Origin of the sequence: Chryseobacterium capnotolerans (assembly GCF_021278965.1) — a bacterium.
Classification (GTDB): Bacteria; Bacteroidota; Bacteroidia; order Flavobacteriales; family Weeksellaceae; genus Chryseobacterium; species Chryseobacterium capnotolerans.
Map to the genome: position 1 here is coordinate 954,476 of NZ_CP065589.1, position 24,613 is coordinate 979,088.

The 24,613-nt window shown below is 35.8% G+C and carries 10 protein-coding genes; all 10 read left to right on the forward strand.

Annotated features, from left to right (window positions below; genetic code table 11):
* The first annotated feature begins 16 nt into the window (after positions 1 to 16).
* Positions 17 to 316 carry a hypothetical protein gene (locus H5J24_RS04470; protein WP_232816064.1) on the forward strand — a complete coding sequence of 100 codons (300 nt, stop codon included), beginning with the start codon at positions 17 to 19 and terminating at the stop codon, positions 314 to 316.
* Positions 313 to 3,852, forward strand: coding sequence for a hypothetical protein (locus tag H5J24_RS04475; RefSeq protein ID WP_068944211.1), 3,540 nt, complete (start codon positions 313 to 315; stop codon positions 3,850 to 3,852). The genes H5J24_RS04470 and H5J24_RS04475 overlap by 4 nt, the downstream gene beginning before the upstream one ends.
* An 11-nt stretch (positions 3,853 to 3,863) precedes the next feature.
* Complete coding sequence (locus H5J24_RS04480; protein WP_068944210.1) at positions 3,864 to 4,355, forward strand: hypothetical protein; 492 nt, start codon at positions 3,864 to 3,866, stop codon at positions 4,353 to 4,355.
* Between the two features lie 351 nt (positions 4,356 to 4,706).
* Entirely contained in the window at positions 4,707 to 11,630 is a 6,924-nt protein-coding gene (locus H5J24_RS04485) for a hypothetical protein (RefSeq protein ID WP_068944209.1), read from the forward strand.
* A gap of 11 nt (positions 11,631 to 11,641) precedes the next feature.
* Entirely contained in the window at positions 11,642 to 17,899 is a 6,258-nt protein-coding gene (locus H5J24_RS04490; protein WP_068944208.1) for a hypothetical protein, read from the forward strand.
* 86 nt (positions 17,900 to 17,985) lie between these two features.
* Complete coding sequence (locus H5J24_RS04495) at positions 17,986 to 19,617, forward strand: hypothetical protein (protein ID WP_068944207.1); 1,632 nt, start codon at positions 17,986 to 17,988, stop codon at positions 19,615 to 19,617.
* 2 nt (positions 19,618 to 19,619) lie between these two features.
* A complete protein-coding gene (locus H5J24_RS04500) occupies positions 19,620 to 21,332 on the forward strand; it encodes a hypothetical protein (protein WP_068944206.1) in 1,713 nt (570 codons plus the stop codon).
* A gap of 2 nt (positions 21,333 to 21,334) precedes the next feature.
* Positions 21,335 to 22,756: a hypothetical protein gene (locus H5J24_RS04505; RefSeq protein ID WP_232816065.1), complete on the forward strand. Its 1,422-nt coding sequence runs from the start codon at positions 21,335 to 21,337 to the stop codon at positions 22,754 to 22,756.
* Positions 22,734 to 22,979, forward strand: a complete 246-nt coding sequence (locus H5J24_RS04510) for a hypothetical protein (protein ID WP_232816066.1) — start codon at positions 22,734 to 22,736, stop codon at positions 22,977 to 22,979. The genes H5J24_RS04505 and H5J24_RS04510 overlap by 23 nt, the downstream gene beginning before the upstream one ends.
* Before the next feature lie 2 nt (positions 22,980 to 22,981).
* Entirely contained in the window at positions 22,982 to 24,547 is a 1,566-nt protein-coding gene (locus H5J24_RS04515) for a hypothetical protein (RefSeq protein WP_068944204.1), read from the forward strand.
* Positions 24,548 to 24,613: the final 66 nt, after the last annotated feature.

Genomic DNA, 24,613 nt, shown 5'->3' on the forward strand with positions numbered 1-24,613 from the left:
ATTTGCTGAAAACTCTTTGTTCATTCCCTTAATTAATCAGCAACAGATTAACAATCCTAAATTTTATTTTAGGAACTTATTAGAAGATCCTAGTGCAAGCTATACGTCTCAGGAGCAAAGAACATATAAGAAATATTCGTTGTCGGTTATCGGTGAAGATCAGGCAGGTAAGTTAATTATCATTGAACCAACACAACAAGTATATGTTTATACATTTGATAATGTAACATTTACTTCGGACGAATACGCAAAATGGATGCCTTCTTCTTACGATTTTTCAGGAGCATCAGAAAACATGAAATTACCACAGATATGAGTACAGCATTTTTAACGCCTAAAGGGCAAGTCATAAAAAGTAGTGGTATAGATAGATTAGGAAAACAAAATGCTACATATTCTTTGACAAATATGCGATTTGATGCAGAAGGGCAAATAGTCGAGTTTACTGTCAATGATGCAGTACCTAATCTGGAAAACACCTATATATTTACCGGAAGAAATCATTATTATTTAGATTCACAAAGAAAAGAGGGAAGGCAAGGTTTCCTAAAAAAATCTTACTTTATAAAATTAAAAAATAATCCAATCAAAGTTTATCAAGAGCTACATAATATTAATACCATAGATTCGGTTTGGTTTGATAATCATTTGGAGCTAGGATCTACAGGGGACATTTTTCAGATAGGACGACTTATTTTTGATGATAATCTTAGCACCTATTATACTTTTTTAGAGCAATCCTTTAAAATGGGAGATGATACTATCCAGTATAATGATTATACTACCTATCCTACTGTAGTAAATGGAGATTTGCAAAGTCCAAAATATAATGTAAGAACAGTTTCTCTTAAATCAAGATTAAATACAGAAGAAGGTCATTTTTTTGAAAAGAATTTCAATAAAATAAGAACTTCAACAAATCTTCAATTGTCGGCAAAAAAAGTACTTTACATGAAGATGATGAATATTTGTTTTGCTATTTACTGGATTAGACAGGAAGTATTGGATATCCTTGCAATGGATCCTATTGCGAGTATTGAAGAAGCTGCCAAAAATGGAACAATTGACCAGAAAATAGGACAAGAATATAAATTTCAAGAGATTGACCGGGTTATTGGACATTTATTAAGAGACTGGGGATTTGCTGGTTTAAGTAATACAAGAGAGCTTATCCCTATTCCTCAAAATGATTATTTCTATGATGGATATTATGAAGCTTTTTCGAACTACAGTTCAGCACTGGACAACTTTTATCATAACTTAAGGGAGAAGAACGAAATGGGGCTGTTTCCACTTAATCCGCCACCATCTAATTACTCTTTTATGTATCCTTCTCCTTATTATTTGGGGTATCATAATTCATTTACAACGCCATTACAAGGAGCTGCGTTACTTAAGTGGAGAAGTGATGAAAGGTTAAAAGTACTAAAAAGTATATTGCCTCCTTCAGCATTATCATTACTCCCATATTCCATTAGAGAAGAACTGATCAAAGATTTCATAAAGAATCCAGGGTTTTCACAGGAAGATGAAGATCAATGTTTGAGAATTATGTCTTCTTTTTATTCCGTCCCAGAAGACGGAGAAAAATTTCTCAGCTTTCTTTTACGGATTGGTAATGATAATCTTAGCAATTTTGAGATCCTGGAAAAGAAATTTAGTGTAGGAAGAATAATGAGAATAGCACCTATTATTGGGTTCTTTTTACAAACAAAAGATTACAGGACCAATTATATTTTCTTGATATACAAACTCTGGAAACGTTCTAAATATAATATGTATTACTTTCCGAATAGTATGAACCCTGAAAATAATATTAATACACAATCTTTCTTTCTTACTCCTGGGCAGGGATTAGAATATTATAATGATGCTGTACAGAATAAAATTAGCAATTTTACTATTGAGTATGGGACTGTGTGGAAAGGGATTGATGTGCCTTACTCTAATCAAAATGATATCCAGATCGTGAGATCTATAGTGAGATCATATACTAATCCTATTTTAAAAGGTATTATTTTGGAATCCTCAATGTCTAATAATACATTTTATAGTAATAGTGAGGGTGATACAACTGCTGGAACAGTAGGATTTCCTCAATTATTATCATTCCATCTTTATCAACCTATAACTTTACATGGATTAAAAATTGATGAGAATTTTCAAGGTAATTTCCCTACGGTTCCCTATATTCCAGCTTTTTTATGGTATTATACAAGAGATTACCAACTAATGAAAGAAATGGATGCTACACTTAATTTTCTTTTAGGAGTTGCATTTGATGTAGGTTTGTTTTTTATATCAGGTGGAGTAGGAATGATTAAAAATTTTAGCTACTTAAGATATGTCACTGAAATTGGAAGGGCTTTTAAAGCAGGACAAGGAACTGCATATACAGTTCTTGTTTTGGAAGGTTTTGGTTCAGGTGCTGAAATATTTACACTGTTGAGTTCAACATGTACACGATATTATGATTATATGAAACAAAAAGCTGATGCAGGTGAAGATACAACACAATATGAAGCTTTACACAAAATGTTTTTCTATTTAACTATATTGGGAGCTGGTGCATCATTCGCAGTAAAAAGTTTAGCAATTAATCAGGCTAAGGTAGTAAAAGGAGCTATATATTTTGATAGCCTTCCATTAGAAGTAAGAAATGCTGTAAACAGTTTAGCAGGGGTTGAGGTAGCACAATTAGATAACTTTAGAACCAAAATTAATCCTTATCAAAAAATATCATCTAAATTTGATTCTTGGTTAGAAGAAGGTAAAAAAAATGTTTTTTTTGAGGATTTTAAAAGTGTTTCTAACGATGTTTTGCAACAATTAAATGATGATGCAGTAATTGCTAACTGGGAAAAGCTATATGCAAAAAATATTATTGATAGAAATTCAATTGATGTTATTACAAGTAATGCAAAGACAAATACTATCATTAAATATTATGAACCATATAAGCTAAGACAATGGTTGCGTGCATTAAGAAATGATGAGCGCTGGGAGTTTTTAAAAGATTTTGAGAATATTGAAGATGATATCTTTACCAAAATGAGTAATAATACTATGTGTGCAAACTTATTACAACAAGCTCAACGTAAGGATTTAGCCGCTACTTACAAAAATTTTATTTCGATAAAAGACACTAAGGAAATCATTAAATATGTAAATAATGAATCTAAACTTGAAGTTTTATATATAAGGAATAAATTACTGAATTTCACTGAATCGGGAAAAGTTTTTAGACGAAATATTAATAGAATTGAAATCCCTATTAATGATGTTAAGATTATTAGAAATGATTATATAACTAAACTTAAGCCGTTTTTAGTAGATCAAAATGATGCCATACTAATTGAACAACTTAGCAATGTTAATTTTATGCCTACAAAGTTTAAGGTTTTTAATGCTAATGGACAATTAGAAAAAGTAGTAGAAAAGACGTTTATAAGTGGAACCTATAATAATCTGAATAAGTTATTTGGTGATAATCTGAATCAAATAGAAAGTCAATTTAATATTCATATAGCAACAAAAGATTTTGAATTTATGAATTTTACAAAAGCTGCAAAAGAAGACGTATTGAGTTCAACTTTGAGTAGCAGATTTAACGATACTGAACAACATATGCTTAATGAGTACTTTAAATTATATTCGTATGGTAAAACTATAGAAATTGAAACTACTAGTGTACTATGGTCATGCCCAAGTTGTCAATTGTATTTAGGAGCAACTACAGAATTTATTAAAAGCATTAATTCGGGAAGTATAAATAAGTTAAAAATTACCTTTAAAGGGAATACAAAATTACTTTTAATGAAAGAATCAAGAAAAAACTACTTAGACTTATAAAATTATACATTATGGAAATAAAATATTTAAAACTTTTTCAGCAAAATCCAAGAAGTGATTTAAGTGACTTAAGTACAGTGCCAAACACGGGAATGACTAATCAACAAATACAGGAGTTAGAACAGCTTTGGAATAATGGAAATCAATTTCCAATTGTAATTAAAGAGTTCTTGTCAATCGGAGGTGTTTATAATTGGATATTTGAGGGGGGAGATCAAAAGCAATTAAGATCTTTGATAAATAGATATTGTCAAGAGATTAATTACTCAATTACAAGGCCGTTTATGGCTTTAACTAAATCATTTTCTGATCCTCAGTTCTTTATTGTTTTTTTAGATGAAAATCAAATAGATCCTAAAGTTTATGAGTTAAATCTTTATACAAATGATGATCTTACTCAATATGGCGTTTCTAGATTACAAGCCACAAGTGGTAAACTTTCAGAAGTTATTAATGGAGCAGTTTATAATTATAGAAATTCACAATCATTAGGCTTATTATAAAGTATTATTAATAAGATATCTGTTTTAGTTCCACCTATAAGAAGTAGGCTCATAATATAGTATTAAAATATATTTAAACTTAGAAAAAAGTATATTCTACCATAAAATTTATTCTTACTTCATTTAGAAATGAAGGGATTACAAATTCCTTTTTGTTTCTGTACAAAGTGTACAATAAAATGTTTTTAAATTTCAAAAATATTTTCATTAATAATCAGATGAAATATTGTCTGGTTATATTAATTGTACTTTAATTTTTAAGAGTTGTACTAGGTGGAACATAAGTATCTATACTTAAATAACTTTTTTAATAACAAAAGTTTCCACTCACCCAAACACAAAATTATTTTTATGTCAAATCAAACACCGGTAACACACAGGTATTACCCGAGGTTATCCTCTGTGGTTACAAAAGACGACATCCCGGATATTCTGGGATTCTTAAAACCGGGGATTACTAACCTCCTCGATAAAATCTATTATAAAGATTTACAATATAGTAAAGGGCCGAAGGGAGATTCAGCGTTTTACAGCTTATCTGTCGTTTCCAAGAGAATCGATATTGAAATTCCGGGAACGGGAATTTCATTGGTTCTGAACGGAACAGATGACACCGCGATCTCCGCATTTCCCATTACCGTTGAATACCAATGGAAGATCCTGGCGTATTTACGCTACTTCAGCTTAGGAAACTTTTCCTTTGAACCTCAGCAGATCTTCGAGGTAGCCCTTAGGGTGCTCAACGTAACGGAAGAACAGGCCATCGCGCACTTTGTGAACACATTTGTCTCACCAGCTAATCAGAATGTCACGCCTCTGATGCAGTTTGTGAAGGATATTAATGACTCACATAGTTTGGGACTTACATTACCATCCGATGCTACGACAGTTACAGAAGTCGTACAGGATATTTTTAATAAAACGGCAGGAAAGTATGCTTCATTAGTTGCTTTTGCAACCTACTTGCTTTCCAATGACATGCAGGAGACAGCAGAAAAGGTAAAAACTTTCTTCAAAGCTTTAATGCCGCAGGATATTGATGAGTTCATTAAAGAGGTCGCTATTCCAAAATTTAAGGCAACTTTAATGCTGTCGGCAGCCATTGAGTTTCCAAGAAGTATTTTAAAACCGGTAAACCCATTAAAGCACCCGACTGCTCCTTTAGAAGTCATTGAAGATGAAACTAAAAAAGTAACTCTAAGTTTTGGGGAAGCTTTATTCTATGCGGATACTGAAAAAGGTTTCGGATACAATATGGATTTGGTTCTGAATATGAGTAATCCTGCTCAGATTGGAAACACAGGTTTTATCATCGATATTCACAACCTGAAAATTGATCTCAGTAAAACGGAAAATATTGCCGAAGCCGATGCAGACGGAAGACCCAAGGAATTTATGGGAGTCTATATGGAATACACCGAGATTTTCCTTCCTAAAAAATGGTTTAAAAAGAAAAATCCAGAAGGAAATACTCAACAGACCATTGGTATTTCAGCCAATCATATGTTGATCGGAACCGGAGGGCTTTCAGGAAATATTGCCATTAGGCCTACCTACGCCGTTAAAACAACAGGAACCGAGACAAAAGTTGTTGATTACTTCAGCAAGTTTTTTAAGCTGGATTATGCTAATCTGAAAGTGAAATCCATGAGCAGCTCTAATGAGACGGCTATTCATAACATGGATGAATTGATGACTTTCATGAACGGTTTAGCATCACCTTCTGAGCTTAAGTTTGTTTATCCAATGGGATTAAGAACCGTTGCAGGAGATTACAGGGAATTCCAGAAAGAAGAAGACTATTATAAATTCCTGGCAAGCCTGTCTGTTGATAGTCTTGATAAAGATAACCGTACCTTATGGTTTAATCTTGGGAAAGATACTGAGAAATCATGGGAATTAGGATTCAGCAAATTTGATATTGATTTCCATCAGGGGCAGGTAGTACATTCCTCATTACATGCCGGGCTGAAAATCAAAAAATTCAAAGATTATAATGGCCTGGATATGGTCATTGACGTTGTCGGCGAATGGGAAAGCAAAGAAAATTTCAAACTTTCTGCTGCCATTCTGCCTTTTGGTCTGAAAATGAATCTTTTTAACATCCTTCACTTTTATTTACAAAGAATAGAAATTGGGAAGAAAAATGATAACTTCTATATTGAAGCGGATACCAAAATCAGTTTCCCTGAGGGGACATTTGGCGCAAAATTGTTAGGAGAGGAAGGAATTGATTTACCCGCTATCCGTTATTATGCTAACGGTAAATTTGAAATTGCCGGAGGAAGTTCTATTATTCCGATCAATGTTCACCTGAATTTAGGACCGGTACGTATGGCGGTTACAGCGATTCACATGGGAACTATCCAACGTATGTATAAAGATAAAATGCGTACCTATAATTATATCGGATTTGATGGTGGTATTAATATCAACCCATTAGGTCTTGACGTAAGAGGAAACGGAGTTAAGTTCTATTATACTGCAGATAATGATGAAATGGTTGAGAAATATGGAGGAAATATTGAGGAATATAAAGATTCTTATTTCCACATTTCAACTCTTGAAGTAGACCTTGTAATTCCAGGAACAGCGAGTGCAAGTGCTGCTGTAGCCATTATCAAAGGGGCTCTTACCATTCCTGAACCAGGAAAATCTACGGAATATAGAGGTAAAGTTTCTCTTCAGTTGCCGAAAATGAATATTTCAGGTTCTGCAGAAATGGCTTTTGATCCTAAATATCCGGGATTTCTGGTAGATGCAAGCGTCGAATTGCCATTCGTGATCCCATTAGGTTCATTTGGTATTTTCGGATTCCGTGGACTTATCGGATACCGATATGTAGCCCATAAGGAAGCCATCGGAATGACAGAAAACGATACCTGGTACGATTATTATGTACATCCGCAGCGAGGAATCAATACGGATAAATTTATTGGGCCTCAGTTTACTCAGAAATACAGTGCACCGTTCTCCTTTGGAGCAGGAGCTTCCCTGGCAACTTTAGATGGGCGTCTTGCTTCATTGCGTGCCATGGTATTGCTTTCAGTACCAAGTATGTTTGCGATAGATGCCGGATTAACAATCATTAGTGAGCGTCTTGGGCTTACAGAAGATGACCCTAAAGTTCCGCCATTCTATGCATTCGTTATTGTAGGTGATAATTCACTGGAAATCGGAGCGGGAGGTAACTTCCAGCTTAACAAAAATAACGGATCATTCATTGATATTAAGGCTGAAGTTCAGATGGGCTTCTTCTTTAAAAATCAAAGACCATGGTATGTTAATTTCGGAACAAGGGACAAACCGATCAGGGCCAGTCTGTTTAAAGATTCAGTGAATATTAAGGCAGAATCTTATCTGATGATTGCCGCCAAAGGAATTGAAGCTGGTGCAAGAGTAGATTTCAACCTGAATCTGATTATTGTAAAAGTGTATGCCGCTATTGAAGTAGGAGCACACATCAGCTTTGAAAGACCGCAGGTAGGAGGATATATTTATGTGGAAGGAGGAGCAGAGATCAATCTTTTCATTGTAAGTGTTGCCTTATTTATCTCGATCTATTTCAGAGTAGAGCTTATCTTCCCGTTCCTGATCCTGGCGGAATTCAAATTCGAACTCAAGATTAAGCTGGCGATCTTTAAAATTAAGCTTAAAGTTCATTTAAGTATTAAATGGGAGAAAGGGGAGAACCATGTAGATACAAGTGCTGTACCGCCTCTTACTTACGAATCAGATCCACCACATATTGATTATCCGAAAGAAGAAAGATTGAAAAATGCGGTGAAAGGAGTTCATATGTTAACCAATGAGACCTTTGATCTTCCTGTAGTACAGGTGAAGAAAGTTCCATCAGTAACAATTAAGGATAATCCTGATCTGCCAACAATACCATTGGATACCTATATCGATATCAAAATTGAAAAAGGACTTATCCCAACTTCAGCTGCAGGTGAGAAAATTGGAGGTCATACCAACGGCGCAACTGAATTTACAGATCTTATCCCGCCTCAGAAAACGCAGCCTGGAGGTCATGTACTTCGTCAGGTGAAACACCAATATTCTATTGAAGATGTAGATATTAAAATTCTTAACAAACAGGGAACTGACTGGAATAATTATAATCCTTACAGAGCTGTGCTTACTCAGAATGAAGCAAACAGCATCGCTAATCTGGATAAATTTAAATTAGGATTCTGGCAGAAAACCAATGATAAGTATGATACCATCAGGATTTTGGCATCTACACCGTTCTCATTCTTAGATGCTGCACAACCGGGATGGTTTATTCCTGAACAATACGGAATTACGGCTTCCTCACTATTCTGTACGAAAACAGAAAAGGTATGGCATGAGTCTGATGTGAAAGACAAAACGGTAGGAACGGTATACTATCCACCTGCAGGAGCTCCCTATAATTTTATTAACGGAGCATATTATAACCTTTTAGGAACAGTATCGGATACTACGGATTATATGACGGTTTCCAATGCAGCCAACTCACATAATTTCTCTAAATCCTTAAAGATTACCAATGGAAATACAATGGTTGTCCTGCTACCTGAAGCATCAGCAAGTACAGAGTTGTTTCTTTCTACAACGGCTAGTTCCGTGAGAGTCAGATATTATAAAGATGTATTCTCGCCGGGTATTTATCAGAATTATACCCTGATTGAAGAAGTAACCAAAACGAAAGCAGAACTGGCATCAAAGCTTGTTTATGAAGCCGCTGATCATGCAGGCCAATATGTAAGTAAAATTGAAATTATTCCATACAATGCCAACCAGCAGGAGATTGATGCTATCAATGCACAAATTGACCAGATCTGGGCAACTGCAACAGCCAATACAACCGGTGAGGTAACCAGCGTTGTTCTTTCACCAGGACAACAGGCTGAATATGACAAACTTGTTGAAGAGCTAAAAAAACTGAAAGACGGAGGGTGTACTTCTTCTCAATGCAAAGAGCTTGATTTCAATGTGATGCATGTTGAAGATGGATATAACGGATTATTTGGAAATGGAGTAGTAAACTTTAGCATGTCTAATGTAGCTACCAAGTGGGCAGATTATGAAACACAGTATATGATGGTAACATCAGGAAATACTCCGCCATTTGTTGACTTCAATACCCATTCTGTAATCTTCTTGTTTTTACCTTATGGTCCTACTAACCAGTTTATTAAATATAATAGCGTAGTCACAAAAGTTTCAGAGAAAGCAGATGGTATTGATATCTGTTATTCAAGTGATTATCCAAAAGAAAGAATTAATAAGGTTGCGATCATTAAGGTAAGTAAGACCACAGAAAAGCCTCTTAATCTGAAGTTTACTCCTGATTGTGGATGTGATTCTAAAGCAGAGCCTTGTACAAAAGATACAAAACTTTGTGATTTCCTTACGGGGCTTATGTATAATCTTAACCAATGTATTGTTTATCAGGGAGTAGATGAAGTAACCCAGTTAAGATACAGTTCAAAATGTTTCTTCATGTTCATTGATGCCATCTACCAGTTTGATAAAGAGTTCCCACAATATAACCTGATCCAGGGAGCAGGATATGTGAGAGATCTGGTAGAGAAACTGAGAAGCTATCTGAATACTGAAGGTGCTAAAATGTCTGTAGCAGTACAATTAACAAAAGATATTCATGACATTATTTTCAAGCTAGGAAACTGCGGCTGTAGTGATGATGATGGTAATGGAAATGGTAACCTAACCAGTGTTTGTCATACTTTGTTCCATCAGGTGAGATGGATAACGGCTGAAGATTACGAATATCAGCAGACCATTCCATCACAAGATGCTGTAACTGCCGACATGCAGCTGATGCAGGAGGCAATGAGCAAAGTGGTTCAACCGGTTTGGAGACCAAATAGTGTATACTACATCAATCTTAAACTGAAAGATAATGTAAACGGAGATATACCACATATCATTGATTATTATTTTGCCTTTAAAACAGCAGGACCTATCGGACACTTTGAGAAGAAAAATGAAGATTACATTGAAAAGCTTAAAGATGCTGATGGAAATCTGACAGATAAGAAGAAAAATATAGATGAATATCCAATTACTTCTCTGAAATCATATATCGATATGCAAAAATCATATCCTAATGTAGACGGAGATCTTCTGATGGCAAAACCATTGTTCTATGGTAACGAGCAGAGTAAAATACAACTCTCTTTTACTAAGCCTTATATCTATAATATGCTTAAAACATGGACTGCTCATAATGTAAATGGAATGGACGTGGAGGAGATCAAAGGAAGCATTAATATCGCGATTAAAGATCCGATAACAGGTATTAGTATTCCATATCCATTACCTACAACCTGGACAAAGCATGAAACAATACCAGTAACTAAGGAAGCCTGGGAAGATGATGATCCGAATTTACCATTAGGAGTTCAGCAGATGCTTAACTATGTGAATCACGCCAACCAGGCGAACACAGGAATGGCTTGTAGCATTAATCTTGGGAAACCGGTTACACCAAAAGCATATAAGTATTCGGTTAAACTGGAAGATCTAAGTCCGGAAAAACTATACACAGCCATTATCTACAATGCCTTTGATGATGACGGAGATGGAAAATATGAACCACAGGCTATACCAACAACGGAAGATCCTTACAAAGTATATGAAGAGAACCAGAAGATCCATGAGTTCGTATTCAGAACTTCAAGATACAAGGACTTTAAAGAGCAGGTAGAAAGTTATAAGCTGAAAGAATATAATGATAAAAACGAAGTGATAGGACAGAAGGATGCTATCTATGAAGTGAAAGCAGATCTTAAGCCACAACAGCTTAATGACCTCTATATCTTAGCTTCAGAAGGTACTGAAAATCCAAACTTAAAAGGGCTTGCCAATACCTATTCAGAAGTATTTGACCGCGCTTTTGAAGGAGTAATGGGACTAAAACCATTAAATCCTCCTACCAATACAGAATTTGTTAAAATAGTCAATACCAATAATGATGTAGTGGCATTACTGATAAGGAATCCGGAGCCATTCAATGATCCTAGAATTCCATTGAAGAAAGTGAAGGAATGTCTTAAGGTTCTTAATAGTGTAAACGAACATAATAAAGATTTCCAATTAATCTTTTCTAAAGATTATTCTCAGATTTTAGTCGTGCATAAGAGCAATAAGATTAAAGATCAGAATTTAAAACTGCAGTTTATGTATAAATACTGGAATGGATCAGTTTATACTGAATTTCCAGGAAGCGGAGTGACAATCAACGAATTAAAACTAAACAATTAATTAAATCTAAAATGAGTTTTTTAAAAAATCATAATTATATAAGTTCCAAAGGATTAATCAATTCCTCTACAAAAAGCCAAGGAAATGTAATGCAGGTGGGAAATATTGATTCCATAGGACTGATTACAGTTCTTGATGAAAGCGGTAACCTGAAATGGAACAGAGCTTTTAAATCTCCTCAAGGAGGATATACTACCTTTGTTAAGGTAATGCCATTCAAAAACGGTGATTTTGCTGTGGTAGGAGTAACCTCCTATAAAACTCCTGTTGTAATGAGGATCAAAGGAAATGGAGATGTAGTATGGTGTAAAGTTTTTCAGTCGATTGAAACTGATGAAAGACGCATTTTTGCTGACATTCTTGCTGATTCAATGGTTTACCTTACTTTTTATAACGTAAACGCAAAGATGAGCGGAACTCTCTTATTATCCGGCTGGGAAGGGAAAGTAAGTTCAAGAACAGATATTATTAATAAAGGTACTCCAGGGGCAACCCTGGAAGTAACCGGGATTAGTACCTTTAGTGAAATAGTTCATATTAGTGCTAATGAAACCCTGAATGGTGTAACACGTGGTGTATCCTTCTATGGACAGGTAAATGAACCGGTAGAGACTGCTCAATATCCTTCTGTGAACAATATTCCTGTTGTATTAAACGGAGTTTATTGCCGTCCGAACCAACAGGGTGGCTATGAATTGCATTGGGGAGGTAAAATTAACAAAACACCTGTTTTGTTAACACCTAATGACAGAGCATTTTTATTTAAAGATTGGGATTCCCAATCCGTAAAATTTATCCACGGCAAAGATTTTTTCTACGCAACTACAGGTGCAGGGTATAATTTCTGTTATTCTGAATACGATTATACACCTGTATGGACGCAGCAATCATCCATCAAAGGTTTTTATATTGATCAGGTTGTAGGAAATGAAGTGACAGTAAGAGGAACGCAAGGTTCCGATTTTACAGGGCTTGTGAGCAAAGGAATTAATACCTGTTTTACTTCACCTACCAATAATATAAACGTATCATTAGAAGGTTATAAGCTCAAAGATGCTCCCTATATTTCCAAGAAAGTAGATTTCAAAGAAGAAGAACTTAATTTTGATATCATCACTAAGCCTTATGCTAATGAAAATGCATGTGGATCAAATGGAGGCGACGGAACAGAGATTACTTTCAATGAGTTTTCAGGATTACAAACACCTAATTTTTACCTTCAGGCTGCCGGATCCAGAGGAGAAGACAGTACCAAGGGAATTCATCTGAGATGGGGATTCGGAGGTGAATTGGGAGAAAACCACCTTCCCAAAGGAAGACTTACAGACAACAAGAATAACTTCAATAAACCTGATGATTTTGTTAAAGTTTATAGAACCCTATATGAGAAGAAAATCTTCAATCTGGAGTTTACACAAGCTCCACAGCTTATTGACGAAAGTAAGAAGATGTGGGTATATAAGTTTAATAATGACAGTAGAATTTTTTATGTCTATTTCAAAAATAAGACAAAATATGCACAAGTAAGACAATCTGTTAACCCAATGCAGGATCCTCTTAAATTCATGCAGCAATATGGGAATGAAATTGTAGAAGTTCTTTGTAAATCAGATATTTTCTTTGCTGCTGAGTTACAAGTGGAAGATCAACAGCAAGATGCACGTGTGGAGTTGGAGGCCCTTTCAGTAGCAGATCAGAATAATTTGTCCCAACAGCAGCTTTCTTATAGAGCAACACCTTATGGTAGTGAGCTTGCGAATACTTATTTTAATGCTGAAAACGGAAAGACATTGCGTTTCAGACCTTACAACTGTCTTGTTACCAGAATTCAATTTGAGTTCTATTCAGACTTCATCATCAGCCGAAATCAGGCTAATGCATGGAAACTTATGGGAGAATTCTCTCTTACAGATGAGAGAGACACTGTTTTTGAGAGGTTAGATCCTCTGCCTAATGAGAACCCCGTTCATGGAGCATGGTTAAGATACAACGATGGAGCGTATGTAAATACAGATAATTATCGTAAAAAATGGGAGCATAGTTCTACAGGTCCTTTAGACAGAGACATTCAGACTGTAATTAAAAGATATGTAGAGTTAAGTAATGATCAGCCGAATCCAAAGGCTAATGAAACCATTTCAATTAACCTTTCTCCTACTGGTTCACAACAGGTAGTTGATATTAGCACAAACCTTCCTCAGGATGGAGATATGCAGGTGTCTAACCTGGATATTCTGAATATTGCTGCTCTGGATTACCATGTAGCAAGAATGCTGGGATTAGGATATCTTGATATTAAGGACGAGGTTTTCGGAAACCAGTATATTTATATCACAGAATATTATACCAATAAAAATCTGGATATCAATTCAGGAGATAAGACATATCAGTTACTTTCAATGTCTCTTCCTGTATCTACAGAAATTGAAAGACTCTCATTGCCTGTAAAATTGATGAAACTGAACACAGGGATGGATTCTAATAACCCGCAGTCTGCCGGTTTATATGATGCTGAAGGATATTCGCATAATGGAAAATACCGTTATATTAGTATTTATAACCAACAGGTTCCTGAACTTGAGGTAAACCCGGTATTTATGGGTGAATATGAAAAATTTGATGCCTCTTCATTCACATTCCCTGTATATGCAGGTCTTGAATACCGTGTAGTAGAACCTGGTAAAACAGATGATTATATCTGGATCAAACCGGAATTATGTAATGATACTAAATATGCAAATATTGATAATGTGGCAGACTCTTTTGAAACACTGCCTCTTCAGATTCCTGATACCTATGCTCCATTGTATATGCATAAGCAGGATAAAAGTGGAACATATTTCTATAAAGGATACGGAATCAACTGGTTCTCCAGAGCGCAGATCGGAGGAGAAGAGCTGTCAATTGAAACCAAGATTAAACCGAACAACAGGTTATTACCTCCAACGGCAACAACAGCTTTTCTTATCCAGAAAGAATATCCTGTAACCCTTACTTCTCAAGGAGAGCAGGATCGTAGAAATGCAATCTCAGATCCGGATAAAACATTGGTAAGACTTGGCTTTGATCATCATATTTACCAGGATGAAATTGTATACTCTATTCCATTTGATTCTACGCTGCCAGATGATTATTATATGAATCCAGATACTATTTTCCCGGATGATAAAGAGGTAATGGCTGATGAAGTGGAAATCTTCTACAGGAATTATACCATGAGAGAGATTTCTGCAAAGGTTTCCGGTATCAGTCATCATCCGAATAATCAACTTTTAGCAGAGATCAAAACAGTAGATTATACCCTGCCGAGTTCAGGAGGAACTATTGCCCCGGGATCGAGTATGCCTGCACAACCTTCAATTCCATTACAGATTTTAAAATCGGAAATTCCGGCAGGAACTACCATTAATGATTTTATCGGAGGAATTTTCCTATTGGATGGCGAAAGTTATATCATTAACGGTATCACAGTGGAATCTTCAGGATTGAAATTCACCGTGTTTAAAAAAGCTCCAAGTGCAGCTATTATTTCAGGGACTTCACCGGTAATCGATCAGAGTAGTCTGGTGCTTCCTACATTCAGTCCAGGAACGGAAGGATTATTCAGTGCAACTGAAAATATGCAGAATACCCCAACCTGGGGACCTAAAAATCCTAACTCACTGAAGGTGAAAATTGGAACCAATGATTGGGGAATCCATAGAGAAATTATTCATACTCAGCAATCTGACGGATCTGTTCAGAGATTCCTTGAAAAAAGTAGAGGATTCTGGAAAACTGCTGAAATAGAGATGCACTATGAGAAGATTGATAAATATCAAAATAGTGAGGGAGAGATTATAGAAAAGCCGTTTAACAAGTTTAGAGTCCATAGAGGAGTTTATAAAGTTACATTCCCTGGATTCAAGCTGGCAAAGCATTCTCAGTTTTCATCCAACTCAGATTCTGTTGAATGGCTGAATGGGATTGTAAGGTTATTTACAGTAGAAGATTATGGTAATGGAGTCCCTAAAGAGTCCAGATCTATTTTCAAAGTGGTAAAAACAGAAAATATTGGAACCAATCAGGATCTTGTGGTATACATTTATGATGAAAACTTCAGGATTAATGAAGATGCGAATCACTTACCTATATTTAATTATCATCCGGATGATCTGGCAGGAATGCAAACAAAACCTTTAACACCACCAGTATATCCTACTGATCCTGTTATGGGCAAAAATATGCAGGTCAATTACTATCCTTCCTACAGAGTATATCTGTATAAGAATGCAGCCAATAACTTAATTGAGGATGCTGTTTTACCTCCTGAAAATGAAGATGTAAGATACTCTATCTTTGGATTCAAGAGTGTTGACAATGACAATGTGGACATGCAAGGAGCTAAGTATAAATCTAAATTCAGTGTTCCTGCTGTGATGTTTGCCAATAGAATTGTAGAGCCTAAACCACCGAGAAAGCCAAAAGGCTCTAAATATGCAACCAGACCGGATAAATTCGGAAAGTCAACCTATAGCTTTATTACGGAATATGACCATAAACCATATTCGGTACAGTTTTTCAGAGCGAATAATGCTGTATTGTTAGCTTCTTTATATGAGTCAACAAAGATTGAAGAAATTAAAAATAGTCTTAATGCTCTTGGGGGTAATGATGAAGCGTTTTTTACTGACAGATGGATGAATTTTGTGGATTTTGAAATGCTTCTTAATACATCAACAACAGGATTTGAAGCATTTCCACCTGATGGCCCTGTAAAATTTGCTATGCCACTTCCAAACAGTAAAATATTATTCGATGCAATTAATTATTTCATTGTGAATCATAACGAACATTTTGGACTTCAAGCAGGACAAAATGGATATGCTAATTTGTTGGATAAAATAAAGTGGGAAAAAGGAGAGTATCCGATTAACTATCGTGTAATTGAGGCAGTTCCCAATAAGTTTGACCAATTACGTCTCGGACATTTTATTAAAGAAGCAATGATTAACTGTTTTCTGCCACTTACAGAAGTTCCTATTATTTATCAGCAGATCCATAATTTTGATTTCAGTGATCTTGCAGGGCACAGACCTAAAAATAAAAAGCAGAATATCAGGGATGCTTCAGGATATTTACTGCCTACTACTCATGCAGATTTTGATATGGCTCCGATGGCTGCCGTATACAGTCAAGGACAAGGAGGAACTCCACATTCAACATTGTTTACAGATTTCACTCTTGATGGGGCTTCGGATAACTTCTACTTCTATGGAGTAAGAGAATTAGGAAATCAATTGCAGATGGGAGAGTTTAGTAAATTTCAGGGACCTATTAAACTAGTTAACACCAATCCAGCTGAACCACCAAAGATTTTAAGTTTATTGCCGATAGTAGATAATGCTACATTAGGAATCTCTGCAAAAGTAAGAATTGAAGTGAACTCTTATACGGATGTACACAAGATCAATGAAATTTCTATTTACAGAGCAACCAATAAACTGGATGCAGATTCCATACTAAGTATGAAACACATCAAAACAGTGAAGATTGCTGATGTAGAAGTAAATCCTGAAAATGGATCATGGACGGTATATGATGAATTTGAAGACCTGGATGAGAACCCTTATGGAGATCCGCTTTTCTATCGTGTAGTGGCTTCCAGAAAAGTGGAGTATACCACAACAGATTATAATGTATCGCCACCTGTTAATAAAACGGTACAGGAGCAGGCTCCATCATTACCTTCAAAAACTACGGTAACCATGTTGGTAGAAAACTATAATCCACCGGCACCAGTATTGAGATATCATTCAGAGCCGGTAGACTCCGATGTGATTAATTGGGTAATCCTATCCTGGGATCAGGTTTGCTATAAAGGGAAATATCATCTTTATAAAATGAGCCCAATGGGGAACTGGAAAGAAATTGCCAGAATAGATACAGATGAGAAAGATACTTCAAAAGCAAAACTGTATGTATATGGTAATAATCCGGCAACCAATACAGAAGAATGGTTCTTTAAAGAAGCATTTGATATGACTGGAAACGAGTTTTTCCTTCCTGTTGAAAAATTAGGACTGGATCCTATGAAGATTAAAGATGCAGAAGGAAGAGTACTGTATCATCATTTCAAAATGGTCTCTCAGAATACCTCTAATATGTTCAGTACCGAAGAAAAAATTCTTACGATATACAAGGAAGAAACATGGACGGATATCGGTGGAATTTCTCATGATGGAACAGACGGAATGATCTTACAGGGAACTTTCATTGTAAGACCTTAATTACCCTTTCACACAATTAATAAAGATACAACAGTTCCTCCTTAACAGAAGGAGAAGGAGGAACTATATCAAAAAAAACAAAAATTATGGCAAAAAAAACAATTGCAGCTTTAAAAGAATATTTTAAAGTAGGGAAGAGACCAACAGAAAATCAGTTTGGAGATTTAATTGACAGTTATGTTCATGTAGATGAATCATCAGAATATTCAACCGTAGTAGAATTTCCTGCTAATTATCAGGTAGGAGATTATGTGGAGTTTTTACAATTTGAACCATCAAGTGCAGGTGCAGGCGGATTTTTCGAAGTTTCTATTGCATATACCAGAAATAATACAGCTAGTGCAGCTACTCATATTGCTGCTGTATCTCATGCAAATCCGGATGTATGGAAAGAATGTGGTACAGTGAACAAGAATAATTATGTAGACGGTTCAGAAAATAATAACCTTACAGTTGATATGAATGGAGGAACATGTAGATTTCGCTTAAGAGCTGTTCATACTTATGGTGATCCAAATCAAACGTTAAAAGTTTTTGTTAAAATCAGATCTGTTAATAAAAATGATAATTGGATTGTATTAGATAACAGAGGTAATACTATTGCAGCTGTTCCTATCCAGCCAATGACGAATGAATGGAATCTATGGGTAGGGAGTCTGAGATCAAGTGAAAATGCTAAGATTGGTTTAAAGGTTAATATGGATGGGAATGTAGGAATTGGAACTGCTACGCCAGACACGAAGCTGAATGTAGTACATGAAAATTCATATAACCAAAACGCTACTGTTGCCAAATTTACCACCACTGGTGCAACAGGAGGAAGCAATATACTGAGCCTTTCTTACCATAATAAAGCTAATTTGGAATTGAATTCCGGGTTTTCAGGCTTAGGAAGAAGGTATGGAGATTATTTTGACTTTAATATAGAAAATGATAATTCTTATGATCCCAACTTTGGATCTATCAATTTCGTAACCAGCCAAAATGTTCAAATGACCGTAAGGCCTGGTGGAAATGTAGGAATTGGAACCGTTAATCCACTATCTAAGTTAGATGTTAGGGGAAATATTCTTGCTGGTAGAACCGATGCAACAGAAGGAATTAATGCATTCGCTATTCGTTATGAGAATGGTTCAGTAAATAACTGGGGATCATTAAGAAGTGGTGCCGAAACTTATATGAGTTATGGGGCAAAAGCTGATAATACTACAGCTTATGGCTGGCTGTCAGGCAGTGGATCTTATCCTAGCTATAAAACAGCAGTTACTACAGGTAATGACGGGATCAGGTTTTTGTCCTCCGCTTACGGGAAAATAGCACAGGATTCACCAGTGGCTATGTCAGAACTTATGAGAATAGCTCCCAATGGAAATGTAGGAATTGGAACCCAAAATCCTGATCAGAAGCTGGCAGTAAAAGGAAAAATTCATGCAGAAGATGTTATTGTTGATCCCAATGTTCCAGCAGATTATGTTTTCCAGAAATACTTTGACGGACAATCTCCTATCAAGCCTGATTATCAGATGCCTACTATTCGTGAACTGGAGTCTTTCGTAAAAGAAAATAAACATCTTCCGGATATTCCTTCAGCAGAAAAAATGTCTCAGGATGGTGTTAATTTAGGCGATTTACAGATGAAACTGCTTCAGAAAATTGAGGAAATGTCTCTGTATATCATTTCTTTAAATCAAGAGATTGATATTTTAAAATCAAAATAATCATGGCAAAAAAAAATAGACAAGAATTAAAAGAATATTTCAAAGCAGGAAAAAGACCAACTGAAAGTCAGTTTGGTGATCTTATAGATAGCTACGCCAATTTAGACGATAAAACTTTTTTTCCTGATAATCATAAATATAAAGATTTGTATTTTGAGTTCCCCCATCAACAAGCCGATCTGGCGGTGGATGTTCTTTTGGGAAATAATTACCTGAACGGAAGTTTGGAAATTGAAATTGCAGGTACATTTGCCCATCAAACAAGCGTTGGGATTATAAAAAAACAATTTGAAATTGGGTTTAACCCTGATGGGAATGTCTGGTATCCAACTACGTCTAGAGTTGTAGAAGCAGCAGGAACTATTTTAGATAATATCTATATTGGAGATATTGTATGGGATTCAGTAAGAAATGAATATAAATGTACAATTTATCATACTAGTACCAATCAAAATCCATACGCTATAAGAATTAAGCAGTTTTCTTATGATAAAGCATTCATAGACCAAGCCAGGCTTTCGGATATCTATGTTAAACCATTTGTTGAGCAAAAAAAACATTCGGTATATTATAACGGAAACATTGGAATAGGAACAGATAATCCAAAATCTAAACTGGATGTAAGAGGAACTGTTTATGCAGGGCAGGGAGACGGAACACAAGGAAATAACGCAATGGCTATACGTTATGAAGATGGTTCCGTAAATAACTGGGGGTCATTAAGAAGCAGTGCAGACACTTATATGAGTTATGGAGTAAAAGCCGATCCTTATGCTGGATTAAAATGGTTATCAACCAGTGGAGTTTTCTCTCGTTTTAATACAGCAGTTGTTACAGGAAATGAAGGGATTAAATTTTTAAGTTCAGGCTATCAGCAGACAGCTTTAGATCATCCGGTTGAGATGTCTGAACTGATGAGAATTAATCCTAATGGAAATGTAGGAATTGGCACAGATAATCCACAGTATAAACTTGATGTAAGAGGAACAATTACATCGCAGTTGGGAAGCAACGAAGGAGGAGCTGTCTTTTTACAGAATTCTAATAAAACAGCACCCAATACTGCTCATCAATGGGCAATTTATAATATGACTGGAGGATATGGAAATGGGCTGCAATTCTGGAGTTATTCTGCAGATGGGAATAATTATGGCTCCAGAATGACTATCGCTGATAATGGAAATGTAGGAATTGGAACCGCAAGTCCCCAAGCCAAATTGGAGGTGTCAGGTAATATTTCTATTCCCGGAGAATCTATTTTGCAATTATCCGGATTCGATACCAATCACGGATTAAAATATACCTATAAAACTTTTGCGAATACATTTATAGATGGCCCTGTGCTTTATGGATATAGTGGTGGTGCTTTAGGAATAAAAAAAGATAATACGGGAACAGAAAAGATTGTTTTACAATGGAAGGAAAGTGGGAATGTTGCTATCCATGGTAAGTTGGAAGCAAAAGATGTAGTAATCACAGCTACCCCCACAGCGGATCATGTTTTTGCAGCAGACTATAGCTTAAGAGAGATTACTGAACTTGAAAAATTTATTACTGAAAAGAGTCATCTTCCGGAAATCCCTTCTGCAAAAGAAATGACAGATAATGGATTGGCTATAGGTGATTTTCAGATCAAACTCCTTCAGAAAATTGAAGAATTAACACTATACATGATCTCCATGAAAAAAGAGATTGATGTTTTAAAAGCAAATTAATCATGGCGAAAAAGACAATTACAGAATTAAAAAATTATTTCAAAGTAGGGAAAAGACCTACAGAAGCACAATTTGGTGACGTAATGGATAGCTTTGCCAGCCTGGAAGATCCACAATTGTTTCCTAAAAATTACTTTGAGAAAAGGCTAAGTATTGATTTTCCTCATAACGTAACTGATCAGGCTGTAGACATCCTGCTTGGAAACAGAGGAATGTCTGGATGGTTTGAAATAGAAATTGTGGGGACATGGATGTATGTGAATAGTGTTGGAAATATAAAGAAACTATTCCAGGTGGGATTTAATCCGGATAATGGAGTCTGGTATCCCACTACATCAAGAATTGTGGAAGCTGGAGGTCCAATTATTAATCATATTTATATTGGAGATGTAATCTGGGATGCTAATATTAATCAGTATAAATTAACTATTTATCATACTCATTATGCAGGAAACCTATATGATATCAGGATTACCTATCATTGTCCGTTTGATACGCAGGATTTTAAGGAGGTAAAACTTTCAGATATCTACATTAATCCTCTTGCAGGGCAAAGGGTACATTATATCCATTACAATGATAATCTGGGAATAGGAACTACTTTACCGGAAACAAGTCTTCATGTGAAGGCTCCAAAAGATAAGGGGCATTCTAATGTAGTTGGAGGATTGTTTGACAGAAGTGAAGCTGCCGGAGGTAGTAATATTGTGCAATTAAAGTATCATTCTACAGCAGATCTTGAACTGAATTCTTTTTTTACAGGAACAAACTTCAGGTATGGTTCATACGGAGATTTTAATATTGTGAATAATATTGATGGTGGTATTCATGGTGCTGTTAATATGGTAACCAATAAGCAAACAAGGTTAAGTATAATGCCAAATGGAAATATTGGTGTAGGAACCATTTTACCAACAGGAAAGCTACATGTCTCCCAGAGCCCAAGTTCAGATCCTATTGACGCTATGACTATTGATGTGGGATCCTTTGGAACCCCTCAGAATGCCAATAAAAGTCATTATTTTAGAGTAAGAGATGTTGGCGGAAGCAATAATGTACCTTTTATTATTAAAGGATCCGGAAATGTAGGAATAGGCACTGAAACACCTGCAGCAAAAATGCATCTTGTTTCAGGCTATGTTTTTCCTGACAGCGAAGGAGCTTTAATAGTAGGCGATACCTCACAGATCAATTTAAGATTTGGTTGTTCCGACCGTTACAGCTGGATGCAGGGCCATGGAACATCACCATTACACATCAACCCTCTAGGAAACAATGTGATTTTAAACAAAGACGGAGGAAATGTAGGAATCGGAACTCAAAATCCCGATCAGAAACTTACTGTAAAAGGAAAAATCCATGCTGAAGATGTTGTTGTGGACATGAATGTTCCTGCTGATTATGTCTTTCAAAAAATATTTTGACGGCCAGTCTTCCATCAGACCGGATTATCGCATGCCAACGCTCCAGGAACTGGAATCTTTTGTAAAAGAAAATAAACATCTTCCGGAGATCCCTTCCGGAGAAGCTATCGTAAAAGATGGTGTTAATCTGGGAGATTTTCAAATGAAATTGCTTCAGAAAATTGAAGAATTAACATTGTATATCATTGCTCTTAAAAAAGAGATTGATTCAAAACCAAACTAATCATGGCAAAAAAAACAATTACAGAATTAAAAAATTACTTTAAAGCAGGAAAAAGACCTACGGAAAATCAGTTTGGAGATCTTTTGGATAGTTATTTACATCTGGATGACCCTACATCATTTCCCGGTAATTTTAAATATAAATATCTATCCGTTAAATTTCCAAATCTGGAAAGCAATTTAGCGGTAGATATTTTGTTGGGAAATGCAATACAGGGAAATATAGAGATACAAGTTGTAGGAGCATGGAATAATGAAAATACGGTAGGTGTTATCAAAAAACAAATTATCATCGGAGCTAACGCTAATGGTGGTATCTGGTATCAGCCTTTATCAAGAATCATAGAAGCATCGGGGCCTATTACAGATCATATTTATTTGGGAGATATCCTATGGGATAGCAGTATAGGGCAATATAAATTAACACTCTATCATACACGCCAATCCGGCAATACATATGCTATCAGACTAACGCAGCATTCTAATTCAACTGCTGTAATTGATAAAGCAGTATTATCTGACATTTATACCAATGTGCTTACCGGGCAGAATAAACACTATGTTAATTACAATGATAATGTAGGAATAGGAACCAGGAAGCCGCTAGCCCCATTAGATATTCAGGGAAGAATTTTATTGAATGCAGGGTCTAGTGTGGTAAGCGGTGTGGGAATTGTGGGATATACTACCCAGTGGTCCAGAGGATATAACTTTGTTTCACCGGATAATACACAACATTTAGGAGGTTTTGGAGCCTTAGGTACTAATAACCAAATTGATCATTATTTTGTGGGAAAATATGGTGGAAGTATTGCTAAATTTTTCGTGGGAGATGATCGCGTTTTTCTTAAGGGGAATGTGGGGATAGGAACCGAAGCCCCCGCAGCAAAATTAGATGTGGTAGGAGAAATATTATCCGGAAGCAAATCTGCAACAGAAGGTGTGAATGCTTTAGCTATACGCTATGAAAACGGTTCATTTAATAACTGGGGATCATTAAGAAGTGGTGCAGAAACATATATGAGTTATGGAGCCAAGGCATCGCCTTCCACAGCGTATGGATGGGTATCAAGCAATGCTTCATTGTCCCATTATAAAACAGCTGTTACTGTAGGGAATGAAGGAGTGAAATTTTTGGGAAGTGCCAATGCGCAAACAAGCATCAATTCACCAGTTGTCATGAATGAATTTATGAGAATTACTCCAAACGGGAATGTTGGGATTGGAACCAAGAATCCTGATCAGAAGCTTACCATAAAAGGAAAAATCCATGCTGAAGACGTTGTGGTGGACATGAATGTTCCTGCTGATTATGTCTTTCAAAAATATTTTGACGGAAAGTCTTCTATCAGACCGGATTATCAAATGCCAACGCTCCAGGAACTGGAATCTTTTGTCAAAGAAAACAAGCACCTTCCGGAGATCCCTTCCGGAGAGGTCATTGCAAAAGATGGTGTTAACCTGGGAGATTTTCAAATGAAATTACTTCAGAAGATTGAAGAACTAACACTTTATGCCATTTCTCAGAATAAAGAAATAGAAGATTTGAAGGCTTTTATTAAAAGATAGTAAGACTCAGTATAATGATTTAATTAGTTTCAAAATAGTAGCTCCCTCAAATTAATTTGAGGGAGT